Source organism: Streptomyces sp. XD-27 (genome assembly GCF_030553055.1).
Classification (GTDB): domain Bacteria; phylum Actinomycetota; class Actinomycetes; order Streptomycetales; family Streptomycetaceae; genus Streptomyces.
Genome location: NZ_CP130713.1, coordinates 3627090 through 3648527 on the forward strand (window position 1 = coordinate 3627090; position 21438 = coordinate 3648527).

Annotated in this window: 21 protein-coding genes; 10 read left to right on the forward strand and 11 right to left on the reverse strand. The window is 72.8% G+C overall.

Annotated elements, in window-relative coordinates:
- Window positions 1-32: 32 nt before the first annotated feature.
- A complete protein-coding gene (locus Q3Y56_RS15435) occupies window positions 33-1349 on the reverse strand; it encodes a triacylglycerol lipase (RefSeq protein WP_304462505.1) in 1317 nt (438 codons plus the stop codon).
- A 214-nt stretch (window positions 1350-1563) separates the two neighbouring features.
- Complete coding sequence (locus tag Q3Y56_RS15440) at window positions 1564-2790, reverse strand: alpha/beta hydrolase (RefSeq protein ID WP_304462506.1); 1227 nt, start codon at window positions 2788-2790, stop codon at window positions 1564-1566.
- Between the two features lie 251 nt (window positions 2791-3041).
- Here Q3Y56_RS15440 and Q3Y56_RS15445 point away from each other — a divergent pair, with 251 nt between their 5' ends.
- A complete protein-coding gene (locus tag Q3Y56_RS15445; protein ID WP_304462507.1) occupies window positions 3042-4313 on the forward strand; it encodes a DUF2993 domain-containing protein in 1272 nt (423 codons plus the stop codon).
- A gap of 26 nt (window positions 4314-4339) precedes the next feature.
- Here Q3Y56_RS15445 and Q3Y56_RS15450 read toward each other — a convergent pair whose 3' ends face one another.
- Window positions 4340-4531 carry a hypothetical protein gene (locus Q3Y56_RS15450; protein WP_304462508.1) on the reverse strand — a complete coding sequence of 64 codons (192 nt, stop codon included), beginning with the start codon at window positions 4529-4531 and terminating at the stop codon, window positions 4340-4342.
- 37 nt (window positions 4532-4568) lie between these two features.
- Here Q3Y56_RS15450 and Q3Y56_RS15455 point away from each other — a divergent pair, with 37 nt between their 5' ends.
- Complete coding sequence (locus Q3Y56_RS15455; RefSeq protein WP_304462509.1) at window positions 4569-4967, forward strand: hypothetical protein; 399 nt, start codon at window positions 4569-4571, stop codon at window positions 4965-4967.
- Window positions 4968-5069: 102 nt separating this feature from the next.
- Here the strand turns inward: Q3Y56_RS15455 and Q3Y56_RS15460 are convergent, their stop codons facing one another.
- From Q3Y56_RS15460 to Q3Y56_RS15480, 5 genes are all read right to left on the reverse strand, one after another.
- The gene (locus tag Q3Y56_RS15460; RefSeq protein ID WP_304462510.1) at window positions 5070-6476 is read right to left on the reverse strand and encodes a cell wall metabolism sensor histidine kinase WalK; all 1407 of its coding nucleotides are present in this window, start codon (window positions 6474-6476) and stop codon (window positions 5070-5072) included.
- Window positions 6473-7282 (reverse strand): response regulator transcription factor, encoded by an 810-nt coding sequence (locus Q3Y56_RS15465; protein ID WP_304462511.1) that lies wholly within the window; start codon window positions 7280-7282, stop codon window positions 6473-6475. Before Q3Y56_RS15465 ends, Q3Y56_RS15460 begins: the two co-directional genes overlap by 4 nt.
- A 64-nt stretch (window positions 7283-7346) precedes the next feature.
- Window positions 7347-8360: a S1C family serine protease gene (locus tag Q3Y56_RS15470; RefSeq protein ID WP_304462512.1), complete on the reverse strand. Its 1014-nt coding sequence runs from the start codon at window positions 8358-8360 to the stop codon at window positions 7347-7349.
- Between the two features lie 133 nt (window positions 8361-8493).
- Complete coding sequence (locus Q3Y56_RS15475; protein WP_304462513.1) at window positions 8494-9516, reverse strand: LacI family DNA-binding transcriptional regulator; 1023 nt, start codon at window positions 9514-9516, stop codon at window positions 8494-8496.
- 24 nt (window positions 9517-9540) lie between these two features.
- Window positions 9541-10374, reverse strand: coding sequence for a response regulator transcription factor (locus Q3Y56_RS15480; protein WP_304462514.1), 834 nt, complete (start codon window positions 10372-10374; stop codon window positions 9541-9543).
- A gap of 314 nt (window positions 10375-10688) precedes the next feature.
- Here Q3Y56_RS15480 and Q3Y56_RS15485 point away from each other — a divergent pair, with 314 nt between their 5' ends.
- The gene (locus tag Q3Y56_RS15485) at window positions 10689-11558 is read left to right on the forward strand and encodes an alpha/beta hydrolase (RefSeq protein ID WP_304465626.1); all 870 of its coding nucleotides are present in this window, start codon (window positions 10689-10691) and stop codon (window positions 11556-11558) included.
- Between the two features lie 111 nt (window positions 11559-11669).
- Here the strand turns inward: Q3Y56_RS15485 and Q3Y56_RS15490 are convergent, their stop codons facing one another.
- Window positions 11670-13646, reverse strand: a complete 1977-nt coding sequence (locus Q3Y56_RS15490; RefSeq protein ID WP_304465627.1) for an ABC transporter ATP-binding protein — start codon at window positions 13644-13646, stop codon at window positions 11670-11672.
- A gap of 149 nt (window positions 13647-13795) precedes the next feature.
- Entirely contained in the window at window positions 13796-15547 is a 1752-nt protein-coding gene (locus Q3Y56_RS15495) for an ABC transporter ATP-binding protein (protein WP_304462515.1), read from the reverse strand.
- A 184-nt stretch (window positions 15548-15731) separates the two neighbouring features.
- Between Q3Y56_RS15495 and Q3Y56_RS15500 the strand changes: the two genes are divergently transcribed.
- The 7 genes from Q3Y56_RS15500 to Q3Y56_RS15525 all read left to right on the forward strand — a co-directional run bounded on the left by Q3Y56_RS15500 (window position 15732) and on the right by Q3Y56_RS15525 (window position 20833).
- Window positions 15732-15992 (forward strand): MoaD/ThiS family protein, encoded by a 261-nt coding sequence (locus Q3Y56_RS15500; protein WP_304465628.1) that lies wholly within the window; start codon window positions 15732-15734, stop codon window positions 15990-15992.
- A 10-nt stretch (window positions 15993-16002) separates the two neighbouring features.
- Window positions 16003-17850: a hypothetical protein gene (locus Q3Y56_RS15505; protein WP_304462516.1), complete on the forward strand. Its 1848-nt coding sequence runs from the start codon at window positions 16003-16005 to the stop codon at window positions 17848-17850.
- Between the two features lie 156 nt (window positions 17851-18006).
- Window positions 18007-18861: a DUF2993 domain-containing protein gene (locus Q3Y56_RS15510; RefSeq protein WP_369696754.1), complete on the forward strand. Its 855-nt coding sequence runs from the start codon at window positions 18007-18009 to the stop codon at window positions 18859-18861.
- Between the two features lie 191 nt (window positions 18862-19052).
- Window positions 19053-19160 carry a putative leader peptide gene (locus Q3Y56_RS33530; protein ID WP_369696755.1) on the forward strand — a complete coding sequence of 36 codons (108 nt, stop codon included), beginning with the start codon at window positions 19053-19055 and terminating at the stop codon, window positions 19158-19160.
- Window positions 19161-19300: 140 nt separating this feature from the next.
- A complete protein-coding gene (locus Q3Y56_RS15515) occupies window positions 19301-20140 on the forward strand; it encodes a sulfurtransferase (protein WP_304462517.1) in 840 nt (279 codons plus the stop codon).
- Between the two features lie 35 nt (window positions 20141-20175).
- The gene (locus Q3Y56_RS15520) at window positions 20176-20463 is read left to right on the forward strand and encodes a DUF1416 domain-containing protein (RefSeq protein WP_304462518.1); all 288 of its coding nucleotides are present in this window, start codon (window positions 20176-20178) and stop codon (window positions 20461-20463) included.
- A 121-nt stretch (window positions 20464-20584) separates the two neighbouring features.
- On the forward strand, window positions 20585-20833 hold the full coding sequence (locus Q3Y56_RS15525; protein WP_304462519.1) for a DUF3099 domain-containing protein: 249 nt from the start codon (window positions 20585-20587) through the stop codon (window positions 20831-20833).
- 63 nt (window positions 20834-20896) lie between these two features.
- Here the strand turns inward: Q3Y56_RS15525 and Q3Y56_RS15530 are convergent, their stop codons facing one another.
- A complete protein-coding gene (locus Q3Y56_RS15530; RefSeq protein WP_304462520.1) occupies window positions 20897-21262 on the reverse strand; it encodes a DsrE family protein in 366 nt (121 codons plus the stop codon).
- Window positions 21263-21438: the final 176 nt, after the last annotated feature.

Here is a 21438-nt window from a genome sequence, read left to right on the forward strand (position 1 = left end):
GCCGCACCGTGCGCCGCGTGTGCCGGCCGGGTTCACCTCGGCAGCCGGTCGAGGATCCAGCCGCCCAGTTCCTCGGTCATGGCGGCGTGGTCCCCGTTGTCCGAGGCGCACGCGAACGCGTCCAGTTCGCTCTGGCCCGGCGGCAGGGAGTTCACGTCGATATAGAGGTGGTCCTGCCTGTCGAGGTCCCTGATGGCCGCGGCGCTCACGGTCGGTACGAAGCACACCGAGCGCCAGTCGACCGTCGTCCGGCCGAGCTTGGTCAACTCGTCGGCGAGGATGCCGAAGGAGTCGAGCATGCCGCCCGGGGCGCCGTCGAGTTCGGGGAGCTCGCTGGTCCTCACCGTCGCTGGACGGGCCAGGACGCTGCGCAGTTCGCCGACCGCGACGCCGTCGCCCGCGGCCTGGGTGGACAGCGTGGTACCCCGGAAGACCAGACCGGTGGCCTTGAGCGCCTCCGCGCCGGCGGGGATCCCGTTGCCCGTGCCGTCGGCCCGGCCGTTGGCCACGCCGATCTTGACGGGCCGCACCGGCCACCAGCCGACCTCGCGCAGCGCGGCGAGGAACCTCTTCCGCTCGTCGTGCTCGTTCGGCGGGCTGTCGACCTCCTGGACGTGCCGCCACAGCATCTGGCGGGCGGCGTCGCTGTTGACCTGCCGGGAGAAACCGGACTTCAGGGGCCGGATGTAGTGGGCGAACGCCTGGAGGGCGATGGGCACCCAGGCGCCCCGGTGGGGCGTGTCGTACGAGACGTAGACCGCCGTCTGGTGGTCGATGCGCTCGTGCTCCATTGCGGCCAGGGCGTACCGGGCGACCAGGCCGCCCATCCCGAATCCGCCGACGGCCAGGGGTGTGGTGCCGCGTCGCCGCGCGATCGCCTCCAGGACGGCGGCCCGCACGGCTTCCGCGTTCTCCAGGATCGAGCGGCTGCGCTCGCCGTAGCCGACGAGGACGAGGTCGTGGCCGCGGCGCCGCAGTTCGGTGGCGAAGGGGTACGCGCCCCGCTCCACGGCCTCCCACCAGCTGTTCAGCTCGGACGGGCCGGAGTTGAAGCCGTCGGCCAGGATGACGGGCCGGACCAGGTCGTCGTGTCCGTCGCCGTGGTACACCCACGCGGTGCCGTTGGGCAGCGCCCACTGGTCGTCCGGTCCGGGCGCGGGCTCGGCCGGGGCCGCGGCCTCCGAGGGCCTGACGAACCCGAAGGTGGCGATGGCCTGCTCCGAGACCTGTTCCCGGGCCTGCTCCGGGACCTGCCCCGGGGCCTGTTCCGGGACCTCCGCCGGCTTCTCCGCGGCCTTTTCCGCCGCCTTCTCGCCGTCTTCCTCCGCCCGCGCCGCCCGATCCGCCATGCGGTCCCCTTCCGGCCAACGGCACGCGTCGCGGCCGTTCCCGGGCTGCGGGAACGGCCGCGACACGCTCGCCCCATTACGGCGGTTGCGAGATCCATCCTCACGCGTGAGCGCACTCTGTGACCACCCTCTCGCCGAGAGTCATCACTTCGAGCGGATGTGCACCGCACGGGGTTTGCGCACGGGGTTGTGCCGAGCGGTCAGCGACGGCGGCCTACGGGTTCTGGAACCTCACCTCCGGGTTGGCCCGCGACGGCCCCTCCAGCAGCGGCTGCGGCTCGCCCCGCAGGTGCAGGTCGAAGAAGGCCGCCACGTAGTCGTGGGTGATCTCCGCCGAGCGCCGCCCCGACAGCGGCACCTCGGGGTCGGGCAGGCCGAGTTGCTCGCCGAGGATCGGCAGGTCCGTGAAGGTCATGTGGCCCGACCCGGCGACCGTCAGCCAGCGCTTCCAGCCGTCGAAGCGGGTCCACGCCTCGTCCCAGGTCCGGTCTTTGCCGCCCGGCCGGTGCCACTCGTCGTCGGTGCCCAGCATCATGAACGGGCGGCCGTCCAGCCCGTCCTCGGGGACGGGGGCGACGAACGCGCCGTCCATGTTGACCCCGGCCCGCACCCGCCGGTCCGTCGCCATCGTCTCGGCGGCGCCCGCGCCCCCGATGGAGTGGCCCGCCATGCCGATCCGCTGCCGGTCGATGAGCCCGGCATGCCGCCAGGCGGGGTGGCGGCCGGTCAGCCGGTCGAGGAGGAAGGACACGTCCGCGGCCCGCACCCGGGGGACGCGGGCGCGCACGGCGTCCCCGCCCTCATCCGCCTTCGCGCAGGCCACGCAGGTCAGCACCCGCCCGCCGGGGAAGCGCGTACCGAGCGACTCGTAGGCGTGGTCGACCGCCGCGACCACGTATCCCCTGCTGGCCAGGTCACCGGCGAGATGGGTCAGCGTGGCGCGGTTCATGCCGAAGCCCGGGGAGAGGACCACCAGCGGGAACCTGCCGTGGGTCGGGCGGGCCGCGGTGCGCACCTGGGTGGCGGTCGCGCTCACCGTCTCGGGCGGCACGACCTTGTCCAGATCCCGGCTCTCCAGGAGCAGCCGCGCCTCCTCCGTCGACATGTACGGCGCCGCGCGTCCGGTGCCGGGGCGGGCGGGGAAGTACAGGTCGACCATCAGCTCGCGGGCCTTCGCCTCGGACACCCACGGGTCCGGACGGGACCGGTCGGTCAGGTGGATGGTGTCCCGGCCGACCGCGTACGGGCCGCTGAGCCGCGGCAGTTCAAGGCGTATGTTCTGGTTCGACCGGACGTCCAGGGCGGTGGCCCCCGTGGCCGCGGCGGTCGGGGACGACGCGTCGGTGCGCGGTTCCGCCGACGCCGCGCCCGCTGCGGCGAGCGGCAGGGACACGGCGGCGACGAGGGCGGCGGCGAGCGCCGCGCGACGGGTTCTGGTCATGACGCGACGCTAACTTCCGCCCCATATCGACCGCGTCCTACGGAAGTCGGGGATTGGCCCGTGCAGATGCGACTCACGGATCACGGGGTGCCGCGCGACGTCCGCCCTACGGCGTAGGGGGTCCGCCGCCGGGAGCCACCGACGGTGCCCGAAGCGCGGCGGCTGAGCGGCGGCTGAATCCATCGTGCCGTTCACCACCTACTGGCGGTACAACTTGCGTTCGACACGGTCCCGCATGGTGGGATTGACCGATGCGAACCCCCACGCGCATATCAACATCGCCGGTTCCGGACCTCACGCAGCCGCTTCCCCAGGCTCCCGCGGCTGACGAGCTCCCGCCCCGCAACCCGTACGACGAACTCGCCGAGCTCGCCGACCCGTACGACCCCGACGACCCGCTGGGCCTCGGGCTCAAGCCGGACGGGCCCGACGGCGACGCGGACGGCGAAGAGCCCTGGTCGCCGCCCAACCACCGCAAGCGCAAGCGCGGCCGCCGCCGCCCGCTGTCCGGGGTCTCGCTGCTCCTCAAGCTGGTGATCGCCGCCGCCGCGGCCACCGTGATCCTGGTGCTCGCGGACCGCTGCGCCGTGATGTACGCGGAACGGCAGGCGGCCCAGCGGGTGCAGAAGCAGCTCGGGCTGGAGGCCGCGCCCGAGGTGGAGATCAGGGGCTTCCCGTTCCTGACCCAGGTGCTGGACGGGCGGCTGGACCAGGTGGACGTCACCATCCCCGACGTGGCGGCGGACCGGGTCTCGCTGGCGCAGGTACGCGCCAGCGCCCGGGACATCCACATCGCCGGCAGTCTCCCCGACTCCGTCGAGGGCGCCACCATCGACAGCCTCGACGGCGACGTCCTGCTGTCCTTCGACGACATGAACCGCGAACTCGGCGCCTCCCAGGTGCGGTTCACCGGCCATGGCCCCGAATCCGTACTCGCCGCGGGAAAGCTGCCCGTGGCCGGGCAGGAGGTACAGGTGCGGGCCAAGGCGCGCATCATGCGCGACGGCGCACGCGGGATCTCCACCGACATCACGGGCATGCGACTCGACATCCCCGAGGTGGCGACCTACCGGCCGGGCAAGCACGCCGGGCTGCGGCTGCACCGCGAGAGCGCCGAACGGATCGCCCAGGACGCGGGCAAGGCCAAGGCGATGCTTGCGGTCCCGTCGCTGGCGCGGCGGCTCGGCGTGCCGGACCAGGTGGCCCAGGAAGCGCTGCGCAGCGACGCGCGGCTGAACGAGCTCACCAGTTCACCGCGCTTCGTCGAGGCTCTGATGCGGGTGAACCTGGTCGACGCGGTCACCGAGCACCCATGGGTGCTCGAGCGGATCGGCATCGACCCGAAACTGGCGGCGGCCCTGATCCGGCTCCAGCCGCCAGAGCTGTCGGAGCGACTGGCGCTCTCCTTCCAGCTCCCCGAGAAGGCGGGTGACCTGCGGCTGCGGAACATCACCGTCGAGCGCGACGGCATCCGCGCCGACCTGGCCGGCGACCACCTGGACTTCGGCAAGGCGAAGGAATAGGGCGGTCGCCGCCGGTGCTGTGCGGGCTATTTGCGGGTGAACACGTCGCTGGGACTACCGTCGTCCCAGGTGAGCGTGAGCCGCTGCCCGCCCTCGCTGAGCACGGCCTTGCCGGTCGAGGTCTCGCCCCCGACGGTGGCCCTGGTGGTCATGTCGGCGTTGATCGTCCCAGACAGGGATTTGCCGCCGTAGTTCACGGTGAAGGATGTGCCGCTCACGGTCAGGACGACCGCCTTGCCGTTCGGATCACGCGCTATGGAGTACCAGGCGCCCTGCGCGCCGCTCGCCTGGCTGCCGCCTCCGCTCGTCGCCGCGGGCTTGGAGGGCGCGGCAGGCCGAGTCGGCTTCGGCTTCGGCTTGGCGGACGGGGCCCCACCGGTACGGCTCGGGCTCGGGGACTTGGCCCCGCTCGTGCCGCTGGGCATGGGCGACTTGGCGCCGTCCGTAGCGCTCGGGCTGGCGCTGGGCGACGTGGTGTCGGCTCCGCCGCTCGGCCGGCTGCTGCCCGACTCGGACGTGCCCGAAGCCCCCGAGTCCTCGTCGTCGCCGCCGCAACCGGTCAGGGTGAGTGCCAGCACCGCGACAGCGGCAGTGGCGATTGACTGTATTTTTCGCACCGGATTCCTTGTCACAGGTAAAGCCAATTCGCTGTGAGCCTGTCACAGGAAACAAGCCGGAATCCAGGCCAACAAACCTGTTCCATTGGTTAGTTGTGCTGCACTGCGGATCAGAGAGGCGCAGGTCAGAAGGGGTGGGTCAGAAAGGGGCAGCCGACCCCGGCAGCCGGACCCGTGCGACCGTGCCCCCGCCCGGCGCGGGCCGCAGTGCCACCTCGCCGCCCGCCGAGTGGACCGTACGTGCCACGATGGACAGGCCCAGCCCCGAGCCCGGCAGGCTGCGGGCGGACGGGGAACGCCAGAAGCGGTCGAAGACGTGGGGCAGTTCCTCCTCCAGGATGCCGGGGCCGTGGTCCCGGACCGTGAACTCGCCGTCGGCCAGGGCGACCTCGACCGTCCCGCCACGCGGGCTGAACTTCACCGCGTTGTCCAGCAGGTTCACCAGCGCCCGCTCCAGCGCCGCCGGTTCGGCCCGTACGTACCACGGATCCAGCGCGGCGGTGAACGCCACCTCCGCGCCGCGCAGCCGGGCCCGCTCCAGCGCCGCCTCCGCCACCTCGTGCACCGCCACCACCTGCACCGGGCCGCTGCCGGGCGCCGCGTCCGGGCGGGAGAGCTCCTGGAGATCACCGATGAGCGCGGCCAGTTCGGACATCTGGGCGGTGACACTGGCCAGCAGCGCCCTGCGGTCCTCCGGCGGCAGCGCGCGCCCGGTCTCCTCGCTGCGCGCCAGCAGTTCGATGTTGGTACGCAGCGAGGTCAGCGGGGTGCGCAGCTCGTGCCCCGCGTCCGCGATCAACTGCTGCTGCCGGTCGCGGGAGGAGGCGAGCGCCGCCGTCATGGCGTTGAACGAGCGCGACAGGCGGGCGATCTCGTCCTCTCCCTCCGCGGGGATGCGGACCGCCAGGTCCTCGGTGCGGGCCACGTGCTCCACGGCGTCGGTGAGCCGGTCCACCGGTTTCAGGCCGGTCCGGGCGACCCACAGCCCGGCCGTCGCCGAGAGGACGACCCCGCCGCCCGCGACGGTCAGCAGCACCAGGGCGAGGGTGTCCAGCGGCCGGGTGACCTCGGCCAGCGGACGGGACACCGACACGGTCAGGTCACCGGTCCGGCCGTCCGGAAAGGTGACCTGGACGTGCTCGGTACGGACCCGGACCTCCCGGCCGTCCGCGGTGGTGCCGTCGTGCGTGGCGTCGGTGAAGAGCGGGGCGCGGGCCACGTCGACGTCCTCGCGCGTCACCCGTACCCGGTCCGAGCCCGGCGCGACGCAGGGAATGCCGTCTTCGCCGACGACCTGCACATTGGCCGCGCCGGGCCGCAGATCGCGGGAGCCCTGGCTGCCGGTCGTGCAGTCGTAGTCCCGCAGCCGGCCGAGGTCGATCCGCCGTACGTCGTCCCGCAACCGGTCGTCCAGCGCGCTGACGAGCTGGTCGCGGGTGACGAACCAGCAGGCCAGCGCCGAGATCGCGACGGCGAGGGCCACCGCCGCCGCGGTCAGCAGCGCCAGCCGGGAGCGCAGCGGCAGCCGCCGGAACCACCGGATCACGGCGTCCCGTCCCGTCCGGGGCCGGGGGCACTGCCGGGACTCGGGGCGCTGCCGGGGCCGTCCCCGCCGCGCAGGACGTAGCCCACCCCGCGCACGGTGTTCACCAGCCGCGGCTCGCCGCCCAGTTCGGTCTTGCGACGCAGATACATCACGTACACGTCCAGGGAGTTGGACGACGGCTCGAAGTCGAAGCCCCAGACCGCCTTGAGGATCTGCTCGCGGGTGAGCACCTGGCGCGGGTGGGCCAGGAAGAGCTCCAGCAGCGTGAACTCGGTGCGGGTCAGCTCCACCTGCCGCGCGCCCCGCGTCACCTCCCGCGTCGACAGGTCCATTCGCAGATCCGCGAAGGACAGGACGTCGCCGCCGGCCTGGTCCGCCCGACCGGGCACCGCCCCGCCGCCCGCCGCCGTGGCGTACGCGCTGCGGCGCAGCAGCGCGCGGATCCGGGCCAGCAGCTCGTCCAGCTCGAAGGGCTTGACCAGGTAGTCGTCGGCGCCCGAGTCGAGACCGGTGACCCGGTCGCCGACCGTGTCGCGCGCGGTCAGCATCAGGATGGGCACGGTGACGCCGCCGGCGCGCAACCGGCGGGCGGCGGTCAGCCCGTCCATGCGCGGCATCAGCACGTCGAGGACGATCAGCTCGGGGTCGCAGCGGCCGACCTTCTCCAGCGCGTCCAGCCCGTCGACGGCGGTCTCGGTGCGGTAGCCCTCGAAGGCCAGGCTGCGCCGCAGCGCCTCGCGGACGGCCGGTTCGTCGTCGACGATCAGCACGCGGGAGGACTGCTCGGCGGGCTCGACGGTGCTCATCGGATGTCTACCTCGGGGTCCTGACGGGTCGCGCGGTCACCCGTCCAGCGTGCCACGGATGCCCTCAGCTCCCGCCGTCGCGCAGCGCGTCCAGGTCGGCGGTCACCGTGTCGACGGGGATGGCGAAGCCGAGTCCGACGCTGCCCGCGCTGCCGGACGACTGCGCGCCCGAGGGCGAGTACATCGCCGAGTTGATCCCGATGATCTGGCCCTTCATGTTGATCAGGGCGCCGCCGGAGTTGCCCGGGTTGAGCGAGGCGTCGGTCTGGATGGCCTTGTACGTGGTGGTGGAGGAGCCCACGTCGCCGTTGTAGCGGCCGCCGCCGAACTCGAACGGCCACCGGCCGGAGCCGTCTCCCTGCCGGCCCTGGCTCTCGTCGGTGGAGACGGTGACGTCCCGGTCGAGGGCGGAGACGATGCCGCTGGTGACGGTGCCGGTCAGGCCCTCGGGCGAGCCGATGGCCACCACCTGGTCGCCGACCCGCACGCTGTCGGAGTCACCGAGCGTGGCCGCCTTCAGTCCACTGGCCCCCCGCACCTTGATCAGGGCCAGGTCCTTGCCGGGGTCGGTGCCGACGACGGACGCGGTCCTGCTGCTGCCGTCGCTGAACGTCACCGTGACGCTGTCCGCGCCCGCGATGACGTGGTTGTTGGTGATGATCTCGCCGTCGCCGGTGATGATCACGCCGGAGCCGGTGGACGCGCCCTGCCCGGAGCTGGCCTTGATCTCCACGATGCTGGGGCCGACGGCCTGGGCGACGGCGGAGACGCTGCCACCGGTGGTGGCGTTGGCGTTGACCACGGGGGTGGCGGCGCTGCCGCCGGACTTCTCCGTGGCGTGGCCGACCAGCGCGGCCGTCCCGCCGCCGAGCACGGCCGCCGCGATGGCGACGGCGGCGACCAGGGCGACGGGGCCGCGCCTGCGGCCCTGTCGCCGGTGGCCTCCCTCGGCCGCGGGCTGCCCGCCCGGCGGGTCCGGAGGCACCGGCGGCGCGGCGGGGAGGGAGGCGTAAGGGTGCAGGGAGGCGTAAGGGTGCGCGGGGTGGTGCTGCGGGAGGTGCGTGCCGTTGTCCGTCATGGCTTCGACGGTGCGCCACGTTCCTGAGAATCGTCTGAGAGCCCGCTGAGAAGCGCGACAGAGTTCACCGGACCCGCGGACGGGGCGGCGCACGGGCCGCGGCGCACGGGTCAGCGGGGCGCGACCGGCGAGGTCATGCGCAGCCGCAGGAGCGCCGGACCACCAGCGCGGACGGGAACTGCTTGAGCCGCTCCCGGCGCGACCCCGGCACCCGCAGCCCGTCGTCCAGCACCAGGTCCACCGCGGCCCGCGCCATCGCCTCGCGGTCGGAGGCCACGGTGGTCAGCGGCGGATCGGTGAGCGCCGCTTCCTTCACGTCGTCGAAGCCCGCGACGGCCAGCTCCCCCGGCACGTCGATCCGCAGCTCGCGCGCGGCCCGCAGCACGCCGATGGCCTGGTCGTCGGTGGCGCAGATGATGGCGGGCGGACGCTCCGGCCCGGCCAGCAGCTTCAACGCCACCTGGTAGGCGTCGTAACGGTTGTACGGGGCCTGGAACAGCAGGCCCTCGGTGGACTTCCCGGACTCCCGCATGGCCCGCCGCCAGCCCTCGACGTGGTCGGTGACCGGGTCGCCGACGGTCGGGGTGATCTCCGTACCGCCGAGGCAGGCGACGTACGGATGGCCGTGCTCCAGCAGGTGCCGGGTGGCCAGGTGCGCGCCGCCCACGTCGTCCGTGACCACGGCGACGTCCTCGATCGCCTCGGGACGGCGGTGCAGCAGGACGACCCGGGCGTCCCAGGCGTCTATCTCGGCGGCCGCGTGCTCGCTGGGGCCCTGGCTGATCAGGATCAGCCCGGAGACCCGCATCCCGAGGAAGGCGCGCAGATAGTGCACCTCGCGCTCGTCGAGGTAGTCGGAGTTGCCGACCAGCACCATCTTTCCGCGCTCGGCGGCCGCCCGCTCCACGGCGTGCGCCATCTCCGCGAAGAAGGGCTGGCGGGCGTCCGGCACGATCAGGCCTATGAGGTCCGTGCGCCGGCTCGCCATCGCCTGCGCGACGCGGTCCGGCCGGTAACCCAGCTCCTTGATCGCGGCGAGCACGCGCTCGCGCGTGGCCGGGGCGACCGGCCTCGGTCCATTGTTGATGACGTAGCTGACGACCGCGGTCGAGGTCCCCGCCAGCCTTGCCACATCGTCCCGCGTCACCTTGGCCACGCCGGGAAGTCTACGCGGGTCCATCTACCCCTTGGCCGGTCGTGCGGCGGTGACTTCGGCCTCCTCGCGGCGCGCCGCCGGGCCCCGGGCGCCCGCCGCTTCGGTGCGCGCGCCGTCGCCCTCGCCCCGACCCGCCCCGGCCGTCGCCTTGGCCTTCGCCTTGGCCTCCTCGGCGGCCCGCTCCACCTTCTCCGGCACGACGAAGCGATAACCGACGTTTCGCACCGTTCCGATCAGGGATTCGTGCTCCGGGCCGAGCTTGGCGCGCAGCCGTCGCACGTGGACGTCGACGGTCCGGGTGCCGCCGAAGTAGTCGTAGCCCCAGACCTCCTGGAGCAGCTGGGCGCGGGTGAAGACGCGCCCGGGGTGCTGCGCCAGGTACTTCAGCAGCTCGAACTCCTTGAATGTGAGATCGAGCACACGACCCTTGAGCTTGGCGCTGTAGGTCGCCTCGTCCACCGACAGGTCGCCGGTGCGGATCTCCATCGGGCTGTCGTCCATGGTGATCTGCTGGCGGCCCATCGCGAGCCGCAGCCGCGCCTCGACCTCCGCCGGGCCCGCGGTGTCCAGCAGGACGTCGTCGATCCCCCAGTCCGCGGTGACGGCGGCGAGGCCGCCCTCGGTGACCACGAGGATCAGCGGGCAGCCGGGGCCGGTGGAGCGCAGCAGCTGGCACAGGCTGCGCACCTGCGGCAGGTCGCGGCGGCCGTCGATGAGGATGACGTCGGCGCCGGGGGTGTCCACCAGGGCCGGGCCCTCCGCCGGGGCGACGCGCACGCTGTGCAGCAGGAGGCCGAGAGCGGGCAGCACCTCCGTCGACGGCTGGAGTGCGTTGGTCAGCAGAAGCAGTGAGCTCATCGGTCGCCACCTGCCTTGGCCGTGGTCACGGTCGCGGTCTCGCCTGGCTCGCCCATAACGTCGGTTCCTCCTCGGTCCCTGCGAGGGCACTGCTCGTACCGGTGTTCGCTGCGTGCGGCTCCGCGCCCTGGAGCGCGCGTGCACTCAGACGCGCGGAACCCGCCTGAAAGCACAAAAGGACCCGGGGGCTGCGTTGCCCGAGTCCTCTTCGAAGCAGAATAGCCCACATGACGCGCGGATCAGAGGCCGAATCTGCACGTAGTCGTGTTCTGCCGGTCACGTCGCCGGTCACGTCAGGGGTCCTGAGGGTCACGCTGCTGACGGACGACGGGATCCCGATCGACGCGGCGTACGAGACCGCCGGCGGCGCCGAGGGCGACCTGGTCTTCGTGGTCGCGCACGGCTTCACCGGGGCGCTGGAGCGTCCCGCGCTGCGGCGTGCGGCGCTGGCGTTATCCCAGCGTGCGCCCGTGATCACGTTCTCCTTCCGCGGGCATGGCCGCTCCGGTGGCCGCTCCACGGTCGGCGACCGCGAGGTCCTGGACCTGGCCGCGGCGGTGCGCTGGGCACGTCGGCTCGGCCACCGGCGGGTGGTCACGGTCGGCTTCTCGATGGGCGGCTCGGTGGTACTGCGGCATGCCGCGCGCCCCGGGACATCCGTGGGGACGCCGGCCGGGGACGCCACCGCGGGCTCACCCGCCACGGGTACGACCGGCGAAATCCAGCCATACGCGACCGGGGGCGGGGAGGGGCGCACACAGGAGCGTGAAGGGCGCGGGGGGCGCAGGGACGCGCATGCCGACGCGGTGATCGCGGTGAGCGCCCCCGCCCGCTGGTTCTACCGCGGCACCGCGCCCATGCGCCGCCTCCACTGGGCGGTGACGCACCCCGCCGGCCGCCTGGTCTCCCGCTACGGCCTCCGCACGCGGGTCGCCCCGCACCGCTGGAACCCCGTTCCGCTCTCCCCGGTGGCCTCGGTCCCGCTGATCGCCCCGACGCCGCTGCTGATCGTCCACGGCGACGCGGACCCGTACTTCCCGCTGGACCATCCCCGCATGCTGGCGCAGGCCGCCGACCCGTCGTCCACAGAGCTGTGGATCGAGCGCGGCTTCGGCCACGCGGAGAACTCCGCCGGGGAGGACCTGCTGACCCGGATCGCGGCGTGGGCCGCGACCCACGCCTAGGCCGGGGCCGACGTCTCGGCCCCGGGCCCCCGCCCGCGCCGGGCCAGGCCGGTGCCCGGTCCCTGGTCCCGCCCCCGGCCCCGGCCCCGGCCCCGGCTCCGGGGCGCCCCGCTACTCCGTCACCGGGGCCGCGAACTGGGCCTCGTACAGGCGGGCGTACGCGCCCCGTGCCGCCAGCAGTTCCTCGTGCGTGCCCTGTTCCACGATGCGGCCCGCCTCCATCACCAGGATCAGGTCCGCGTCGCGGATCGTGGAGAGCCGGTGGGCGATGACGAAGCTGGTGCGGCCCTTGCGCAGGGACGCCATCGCGTGCTGGATCAGGACCTCCGTGCGGGTGTCCACCGAACTGGTCGCCTCGTCCAGGACGAGGATCGCCGGTTCGGCCAGGAACGCCCGCGCGATGGTGATCAGCTGCTTCTCGCCGACGCTGACGCCTCCGCCCTCCTCGTCCAGGACCGTGTCGTAGCCGTCCGGGAGGGTCCGTACGAAGCGGTCCACATGGGTGGCCTTCGCCGCCGCGATGATGGCCTCCGCCGACGCCCCGTCCGCCCCGTAGGCGATGTTCTCCGCGATCGTGCCGCCGAACAGCCACGTGTCCTGGAGGACCATGCCGACGTTGGAGCGCAGCTCCTCGCGCGGGATCGTGGCGATGTCGACGCCGTCGAGCGTGATCCGGCCGCCACTGACCTCGTAGAACCGCATCAGCAGATTGACCAGGGTGGTCTTCCCCGCGCCCGTCGGGCCGACGATGGCCACCGTCTGGCCCGGCCGCACCGACAGCGACAGGTCCTCGATCAGCGGCTTGTCCGGCTCGTAGCGGAAGGAGACGTTCTCGAACGCGACCCGGCCGCTGACCGGTTCGCGGCGCGGCTCCTCCGCCAGGCCCCTCGACGGCGCCGGGTCCTTCGTCAGGTCCTTCGTCAGGTTCTTCGTCAGGTCCTTCGCCAAGTCCTTCGACGGCTCCGGGTCCGGGCTCTGCTCCTCCGCGTCCAGCAGCTCGAAGACCCGCTCGGCCGACGCCACGCCCGACTGCACCAGGTTGGCCATCGCGGCCACCTGGGTCAGCGGCTGGCTGAACTGGCGCTGGTACTGGACGAACGCCTGCACATCGCCGATCGACAGCGAGCCGGAGGCCACCCGCAGCCCGCCGACCACCGCGACCAGCACGTAGTTGAGGTTGCCGATGAACATCATCGCGGGCTGGATGATCCCGGAGATGAACTGCGCCCGGAAACTCGACGCGTACAGCTGCTCGTTGTGCTCCCGGAAGACCGCCGCGGACTCCCGCTCCCGCCCGAAGACCTTCACCAGCGAGTGGCCGGTGTACATCTCCTCTATATGGGCGTTGAGCTTGCCGGTGGTCTTCCACTGGGCGACGAACTGCGGCTGCGCGCGCTTGCCGACGCGGGCCGCCACGTACACCGACAGCGGCACGGTCAGCAGCGCCACCAGGGCCAGCAGCGGCGAGATCCAGAACATCATCGCCAGGACGCCCACGATGGTCAGCAGCGAGGCGACGACCTGGCTCATGGTCTGCTGGAGCGTCTGCTGGATGTTGTCGATGTCGTTGGTCGCCCGGGACAGCACCTCGCCGCGCGGCTGCTTGTCGAAGTACGACAGCGGCAGCCGGGCCAGCTTCTCCTCGACGTCGCGCCGCATCCGGAACACGGCCCGCTGGACGACGACGGTGTAGATGCGGGCCTGGACCAGGCCGAGGACCGCGGCGCCCACGTAGAGCAGCAGGGCCCACAGCAGCACGGTGCCGACCGCGTCGAAGTCGATGCCCCGGCCCGGCACCACGTCCATCGCGGAGATCATGTCCGCGACGGTGCCGTCGCCGTGCTCGCGCAGCCGCTCGACGGCCTCCGCCTTGGTCTCGTCCGCGGGCAGTTGGCGGCCGACCACGCCCTCGAAGATCAGGTCCGTGGCGTGGCCCAGGAGCCTGGGGCCGAGCACGGTCAGCGCGATACTGAGCACCGCGAAGCCGAGGGCCACCGTCAGCATGGTGCGCTCGGGGCGCATGGTGCCCAGCAGCCGGCGGCCGGAGCCGCGGAAGTCCATGGAGCGCTCGGTGGGCTGGCCGCCCATCCAGCGCGCGGGCCCGGCGGCCGGGGCCGGTCCCCTGCGGGGCGCCGGAACCTTCGCGGTGCCCGCACTCACGCCGCCCCCGCCCCGGCCACCGCCGCTGCCTATACCGTCCCCGCTCCGGCCACCGCCCTTGCCCGTGCCGCCCCCGCTCACGCCGCCTCCTCCTCGCTCAGCTGCGACAGCACGATCTCCCTGTACGTCGCGTTGTCCGCCATCAGTTCGGGATGGGTGCCCGTACCGACCACCCGGCCCTCGTCCAGGACGACGATGCGGTCGGCGTGCCGGATCGTGGCGACCCGCTGGGCGACGATGACGACCGTCGCCTCCCCGGTCTCGTCCGCCAGCGCCGCGCGCAGCCGCGCGTCCGTGGCGTAGTCCAGGGCGGAGAAGGAGTCGTCGAAGAGGTAGATCGCCGGGCGCCCGACGAGCGCGCGGGCGATGGCCAGGCGCTGCCGCTGCCCGCCGGAGACGTTGCCGCCGCCCTGCGCGATGGGCGCCTCCAGGCCCTCCTCCAACTCCGCCACGAAGTCCCGGGCCTGGGCGGTTTCCAGCGCCCGCCACAGCTCCTCGTCGGTGGCGTCGGGTCTGCCGTAGCGCAGGTTGGAGGCGACGGTGCCGGAGAACAGATACGGCTTCTGCGGGACGAGTCCGATCGTCCGGGCCAGCTCCGCCGGGTCGAGCCGCCGCACGTCCACCCCGTCCACCCGTACGCTGCCCGCCGTCGGGTCGAACAACCTCGGCACCAGGCCGAGCAGCGTGGACTTGCCGCTGCCGGTGGAGCCGATGACGGCCGTGGTCTCGCCGGGCCGGGCGATCAGCGAGATGTCGCGCAGCACCGGCTCCTCGGCGCCCGGGTAGCGGAACTCCACGCCGTCCAGCTCCAGCAGACCGCGCCGCCCTCCGGACTCCGCGGCGGTCGGCAGCGGGATCGGGTCGGCGGGCGGCCGCACGCTGGTCTCGGTGTCCAGCACCTCCTGGACGCGCTCGGCGCACACCTCCGCGCGCGGCACCATGATGAACATGAATGTGGCCATCATGACGGCCATCAGGATCTGCATCAGGTACGCGAGGAACGCCGTCAGCGCGCCGATCCGCATGTCCCCGCTGTCGATGCGGTGCCCGGCGAACCAGACGACGGCGGCGCCCGCGATGTTCACCACCAGCATCACCGTCGGGAACATCAGGGCCATCAGCCGCCCGGCGCGCAGCGACACGTCCATGAGCGCGTGGTTGGCCTTGTCGAACCGCTCCCGCTCATGCCGGTCGCGGACGAACGCGCGGATCACGCGGATGCCGGTGATCTGCTCGCGCAGCACCCGGTTGACGGTGTCGATGCGCTCCTGGACGCCCCGGAACAGCGGCCGCATCCGGCGCAGGATCAACCCGATGACGACGCCGAGGACCGGCACGATGACCAGCAGCAGCCCGGACAGCGGCACGTCCTGGTCGAGCGCCATCAGGACGCCGCCGACGCACATGATCGGCGCCGAGGCCATGATGGTGAAGGCCATCAGGCACAGCATCTGCACCTGCTGGATGTCGTTGGTGCTGCGGGTGATCAGCGAGGGCGCGCCGAAGCGGCCCAGCTCGCGGGCGGAGAAGGACTGCACCCGGTCGAAGACCGCGGCGCGGATGTCGCGGCCGAGCGCCATGGCCGTACGGGCTCCGAAATAGACCGCGCCGATGGCGCAGCAGATCTGGAGCAGCGTGACGGCGACCATGACGCCGCCCACCCGGACGATGTAACCGGTGTCCCCCTCCACCACGCCGTTGTCGATGATGTCCGCGTTGAGGGCCGGAAGGTAGAGCGTGGCCAGCGTCTGCACCAGTTGGAGCAGCACGATCAGCGCGATGGGTCGGGTGTAGGGCCCCAGATGTGCCCGTATAAGTCGTACCAGCACACGCGAACCCTATGCGGCGCACCGTGCGGCGTCGCGCGGATTTCCGCACCCCGTCCACCCGTCATCATGGAGGGCGGTAATCCGCCCGGGCCGAGCGCCCGCGCGCGGACCGGAAGGGAAAGGGGTCGCCATGGCGACAAGCGACGAGACGGACCGGACGGGCGGTACGGGGGGCACGGCGGACGTGCCCGTCGGCACGATCCGGTACTGGGCCGCCGCCAAGGCCGCGGCCGGCACCGCCGAGGAGCCGTACGCCGCCGCGACGCTCGCGGAGGCCCTCGACGCGGCCCGGCGGCGGCACACGGCGCGCCCGGAGTTCGCCCGGGTGCTGCTGCGCTGTTCGTTCCTGGTCGACGGGGAAGCCGTCGGCACACGCGACCACGCGACGGTCGCACTGGCCGAGGGCGGCACGGTCGAGGTGCTCCCGCCGTTCGCAGGAGGGTGACCGAAGCGCGATGAGCAACCAGCCGCAGAACCCGGACCCGTACGGGCACGAGCACGGACCGCACGAGCCCCACGAACCGCACGATCCGTACGCGTCGTACGCGCCGTATGAGGGCTACGCCCCGCAGGGCGGGCAGCAGCCCGGTGCCTGGCCCGGCTACGAGGGCCACGAGGGGTACGACGGGCAGCAGGCGTACCAGCAGCAACCGCAGCAGCCGCAGGGCCCCCAGGGGCAGTACGGGCAGCAGCAGGCCGGATACGGGGAGCCGTACCCGGACCCGTACGCGGCCGGGTACCAGGAGCCGTACGGGCAGGCGGGGCAGCAGCCCGGCCAGCAGCAGTACGGGGAGCCGTACGCGGCGCAGCAGCACCAGCCGTACCCGCACGAGCCCTACGGGTCGCAGCAGTACGGGGAACAGCCGTACGGGGAACAGCCGTACGGGCGGCCGGGCGCCGGGGACCAGCAGTACGGGCAGCCGGGGGGCAGCGAGCAGCAGTACGGGCAGCCCGGGGGCGGCGAGCAGCAGTACGGGCAGCCGCAGCCGCGCTGGGACGCGCCCGCGCAGCAGCAGGCCGCGCCCGGCTACCCGGCGGGGGCAGCTGCGTCCGGCTTCGCGGCGCAGACCGGCGGCTACGGCGCGCAGGGGCACCCCGAGCACGCCGCGGCCGGACAGCACGTGCCCGGACACGCGGCGCCCCGGCAGCCCGCGTCCGGCCCCGCCGCGGCGGGTCAGCACGGTTCCGGACATGCCGCGGCCGGACAGCACGCACCCGGACACGGGACGCCCGGACAGCACTCACCCGGACACGCGGCACCCGGGCAACACGCACCTGGGCACGCGGCGCCCGGACAGCACGCCCCCGCGCAGCAGATGCCTGGACACGCGACCGCCGCACAGCACGTGCCCGGACACGCGACCGCCGGACAGCCTGCGGCCGGGCCGCCCGGCCGGCACCCGCAGCGCGCGGCGGCCACCGCGACCCTCACCGAGCCGACGCCGACGTCGGCGCGGGCGGCCGGAGCCGGGGCCTCGGGCGCACCCGCGTCCCAGACCGCCCGGACCCCATCCGTGCCCGCGCCCGCGAGGCCGATGACCGCCGCCCAGCGGGCGCGCGCCGAGGGCCGGTCGCCGATCATCGACCCCGGGATGACGCCCGCGCTGCTCACGGCGGCCATCGCCGGGCTGCTGGCCGCCACCGCGCCGCTGCCCCGTCCCGCGACCGCCGCCGTCGTGGCGCTGCTGCAGGCCGTGACCGCCGCGGGCTGGTTCCGGCTGAACGGCATGTGGCCCGCCCGGCAGGGCATCATGCTCGCCTTCGCGGGCGGCCTGGCCGCCGACGCCGGGCTGCTGGCGACCGACCGTGAGGACGCCCCGACGGTCGTCATCGGCACGCTCGGTGTCTGGCTGCTGCTCGTCCTCGTCCTCCAACTGCGCAACCGCAGTACGCCCGACGAGCGCCTGTACAGCCTCACCGCCACCACCGCCTCGACCGCCGTCACGGTCATCGCGGCCGGTCATCTGGCCGCGGTCGCCGAGTCCTCCGACGCCGTCGTCGTGGGCGGCGCCGCCGTCGCCGCCGCCGCGCTCGCCCGCGCGCTGCCGCTGCCCACCGCCGTGTCGGTGGTCGTCGCCCTGCTCGCGGCCGCGGGCGCCGGGCTGGCGGCCGGGCATCTGACGGACACCGCCACCACGGGCGCCGCCGGGCTGGGCGCGGCGGCCGGGGTGTGCGCGCTGATCGGGCTGCGGGTGGCCGCGTACGACTACCCGTCGCGCTTCGTGCACATGACCGCGGGCGTCGCCCTCCCCCTCGCGGCGGCCGCCCCCGCCGTCTACCTGATCGGCCGAGCGATCGCGTAGGCCGCTGGGCTCCGCCCCCAGGCCACCGGCGACCCGGGGCCCTGGGGGCGGAGCCCGTGGCGCTCATCGGGAACAGCGGGAACCGCAGGCGGGGGAAAGCCGTTCGTTAGGCTCGCAGCGACAGGCAAACGCCTGACCGAGGAGTGGGGGACGAACGTGACCGAGCCGACGCACACCACGAACGCCGCGTACCCGGCGGACCCGCCCTACCCGTCGGCGGCCGCCGACGCGCACCGGCAGCCCGCGTACCAGGAACCGGCGTACCAGGAACCCGCGCATCCGGAACCCGCGCGGCGGGCACCGAGGAGGCGGCGGGGGCGCGGGCTGCGGATCACGCTGATCATCCTCGTGGTCCTCGGTGGCCTGGGCGTCGCGGCCGACCGGTTCGCGGTCGGCTACGCGGAGGACGAGGCCGCCGAGAAGATCAAGAGCCATCAGGGGCTCTCGATCACCCCCGAGGTCTCGATCAAGGGCTTCCCCTTCCTGACCCAGGCGCTGAACAAGGAGCTGGACGAGGTCGAGGTGGGCCTCGACGGGATATCGGCCACCACCGACGACGGGCGCGAGGTCACGATCACCGAGCTGACCGCCACGCTGCACCAGGTGAAGATCTCCAGTGACTTCTCCTCCGCCACCGCCGACCGCGCCTCCGGCCAGGCGCACATCAGCTACGCGGACCTGTCCAAGGCCGCGGGCGACGGCCTCCAGGTGAGCTACGCGGGCAAGGCCGGAGCGGACGCCAACCGGGTCAAGATCACCGGCAGCTACCTGGGCCTCAGCCTGAGCGCGGACGGCACGATCTCCGTGGTGAACGGCGACACGATCCGGCTGCGCATCGGCGCCACCCCGGAAGGCGTACCCGCGCGGCTCGGGGACAGGATCCGGGAGAAGACCGACAAGGACTGGAAGATCGACGACCTGCCGGGCGGGCTGCGGCTGGAGAAGCTGGAGACCACCGAGGACGGCATCGACCTGTCGGTGACGGGCAACTCGGTGAACCTGGCCGGCTGACCGCCAAAACGGTTCAATGTCCAATCACTGAGACGGCCGCGTCCGTACCGCAGATCACCGCCGCGGTACGGGCCGACGGCCTCGCTCCGAGGCGCCCGAAGCAGGCCCCGCGTATCACTATTCAGACGATTACGTCTCATCATCCGACACGCCGGTGACACGCCCGTCCGTCCGTCCCTACCATCGCCCCCATGCAGAGCTCGATTAGCGGTCTCCGTCCGCGGGGACAGGCGGACCTCACAAAGCGGCGGGCAGTCGACCTGTGCCGTGTCGCCGCCATGCTCTGTCGCACCGTCTGACCGGGTGAGCGCCGCCCGCTCCCCCTCCGCCCGAAATGGGCATCCCTTCTCTCGTACAGCGCCACGCGCCTCCCCGCGCCGCGCCGTCCCCGCGTACCCGCACACCCCCGTACCGCCGCAACTGCCCCGGAGGAGAGAACATGAGCCGCAGTGACGTCCTGGTGGACGCCGACTGGGTCGAGGCCCGCATCGACGACCCCAAGGTGGTCATCGTCGAGGTCGACGAGGACACCTCGGCCTACGAGAAGAACCACATCAAGAACGCCGTCCGGATCGACTGGAAGCAGGACCTCCAGGACCCGGTGCGCCGTGACTTCGTCGACCAGGCCGGGTTCGAGAAGCTGCTGTCCGAGAAGGGCATCGCCAACGACCACACGGTCGTCCTGTACGGCGGCAACAACAACTGGTTCGCGTCCTACGCCTACTGGTACTTCAAGCTCTACGGCCACCAGGACGTCAAGCTCCTCGACGGCGGCCGCAAGAAGTGGGAGCTGGACTCGCGCGACCTGGTCGCCGAGGTCCCCACCCGCCCGGCGACGGAGTACAAGGCCAAGGCCCAGGACACCTCGATCCGCGCCTTCCGCGACGACGTCGTGGCCGCGATCGGCTCGCTGAACCTGGTCGACGTGCGCTCCCCCGACGAGTTCTCCGGCAAGCTGCTCGCCCCCGCCCACCTGCCGCAGGAGCAGTCGCAGCGTCCGGGCCACGTGCCGTCCGCCCGGAACATCCCGTGGTCGAAGTCGGCCAACGACGACGGCACGTTCAAGTCCGACGAGGAGCTCAAGGAGCTGTACGAGGGCGAGGGCGTGGACCTGGCGAAGGACACCATCGCCTACTGCCGCATCGGTGAGCGCTCCGCGCACACCTGGTTCGTCCTGCACGAGCTGCTCGGCCAGACCAACGTCAAGAACTACGACGGCTCGTGGACCGAGTACGGCTCGCTCGTCGGCGTGCCGATCGAGCTCGGCGCCAACAACTGACCTCCCCGCCTCCCGGAACGTAAGGAAAGACACCCATGTGTGGAGCAAAGGCCGGCGGCCCCGACGCGTCGACCATCAAGTCCGGTGAGACCACGATCCAGGGCTCGGTGACCCGCGACGGCCAGCCCGTCACCGGTTACGTGCGCCTGCTGGACAGCACCGGCGAGTTCACCGCCGAGGTCCCCACCTCGGCGACGGGCCAGTTCCGCTTCTACGCCGCCGAGGGCACCTGGACGCTGCGCGCCCTGGTGCCGGGCGCGACCGCGGACCGCACCGTTATCGCCCAGAAGGGCGGACTGGCGGAGGTCGCCATCGCCGTCTGAGCCGCAACCCGGCTCACGGGCCGAGAGCCGCATCCCTGGGTTGGACGCCCTCTGCGGGATGCGGCTCTCGGTCGTTGCGGGCGCGGTTACGGGGAGCGGCCTTCGGTCGTACGCTGAAAGCGTGTACGCGCGACGGCGCCGTGCTTACTTCGTCCTGATGGGCGCGTGTCTGACGCTGTTCATCACGGCGTGGGCCGTCGTGCGCCTGTGGTCCGTGCCGGTGGCGGTCGCGATGTGCGTCGTCGCCATGGCCATCCCGCCGTTCGCCGCGATCATCGCGAACCGCAGAGGGCCGGACGACCGGTGGTGGGACGAGACGGGCGACCGGCAGTCGGACGAGTGGTGGCGCGAGCTGGACCGCCGGAGCTGAGTCGCGGGCGAAGCCCGGTACGGCGCTCGGTACCCGCAGACGGCGCTCGGTACCCGTAGACGCTCAGTACACGAGCGCCTGCACGCCGTCCGGCATGATCTCGCTGACGAAGACCTGCATCCCCGCGATCCGCGCGCCCTTGATGAGGTCCTTCTCCTCGATCCCGCGCCGGGCCGCGCACTGCGAACACACCGTGATCGTCCCGCCGCCCACCAGGATGCCGTCGATCAGATCCGGCAGCGGCGCCGCGTGCGGCAGCTCGAACTCCGCCGCCCGCCCCGGCAGGGCGAACCACGTCGACTCCCCGGTCAGATACAGCGAGACCTCGACCCCGCTGGCCGCGGCCACCGCCGCCGCCGTGAACCCCTGCGAGCACCGCTCCGGCGCGTCCGCGCCCGCGGTCACCTTGATCACCAGCTTCTTGGCCATGGCCCCAGCCTAGGTGAGGCGGCATCGCGGACTAGACTGGCGGCGATCCGTAATACCTCACTCCGTCCGAGGAGCGCGCTCGTGCTTGAGGCAGTCTTCACCACCCTGATGATCCTGGTCGCGGTAGGCACGCTCGGCTTCGTCGGGCTGACCTGGAAGAAGCTGTACCAGGGCCA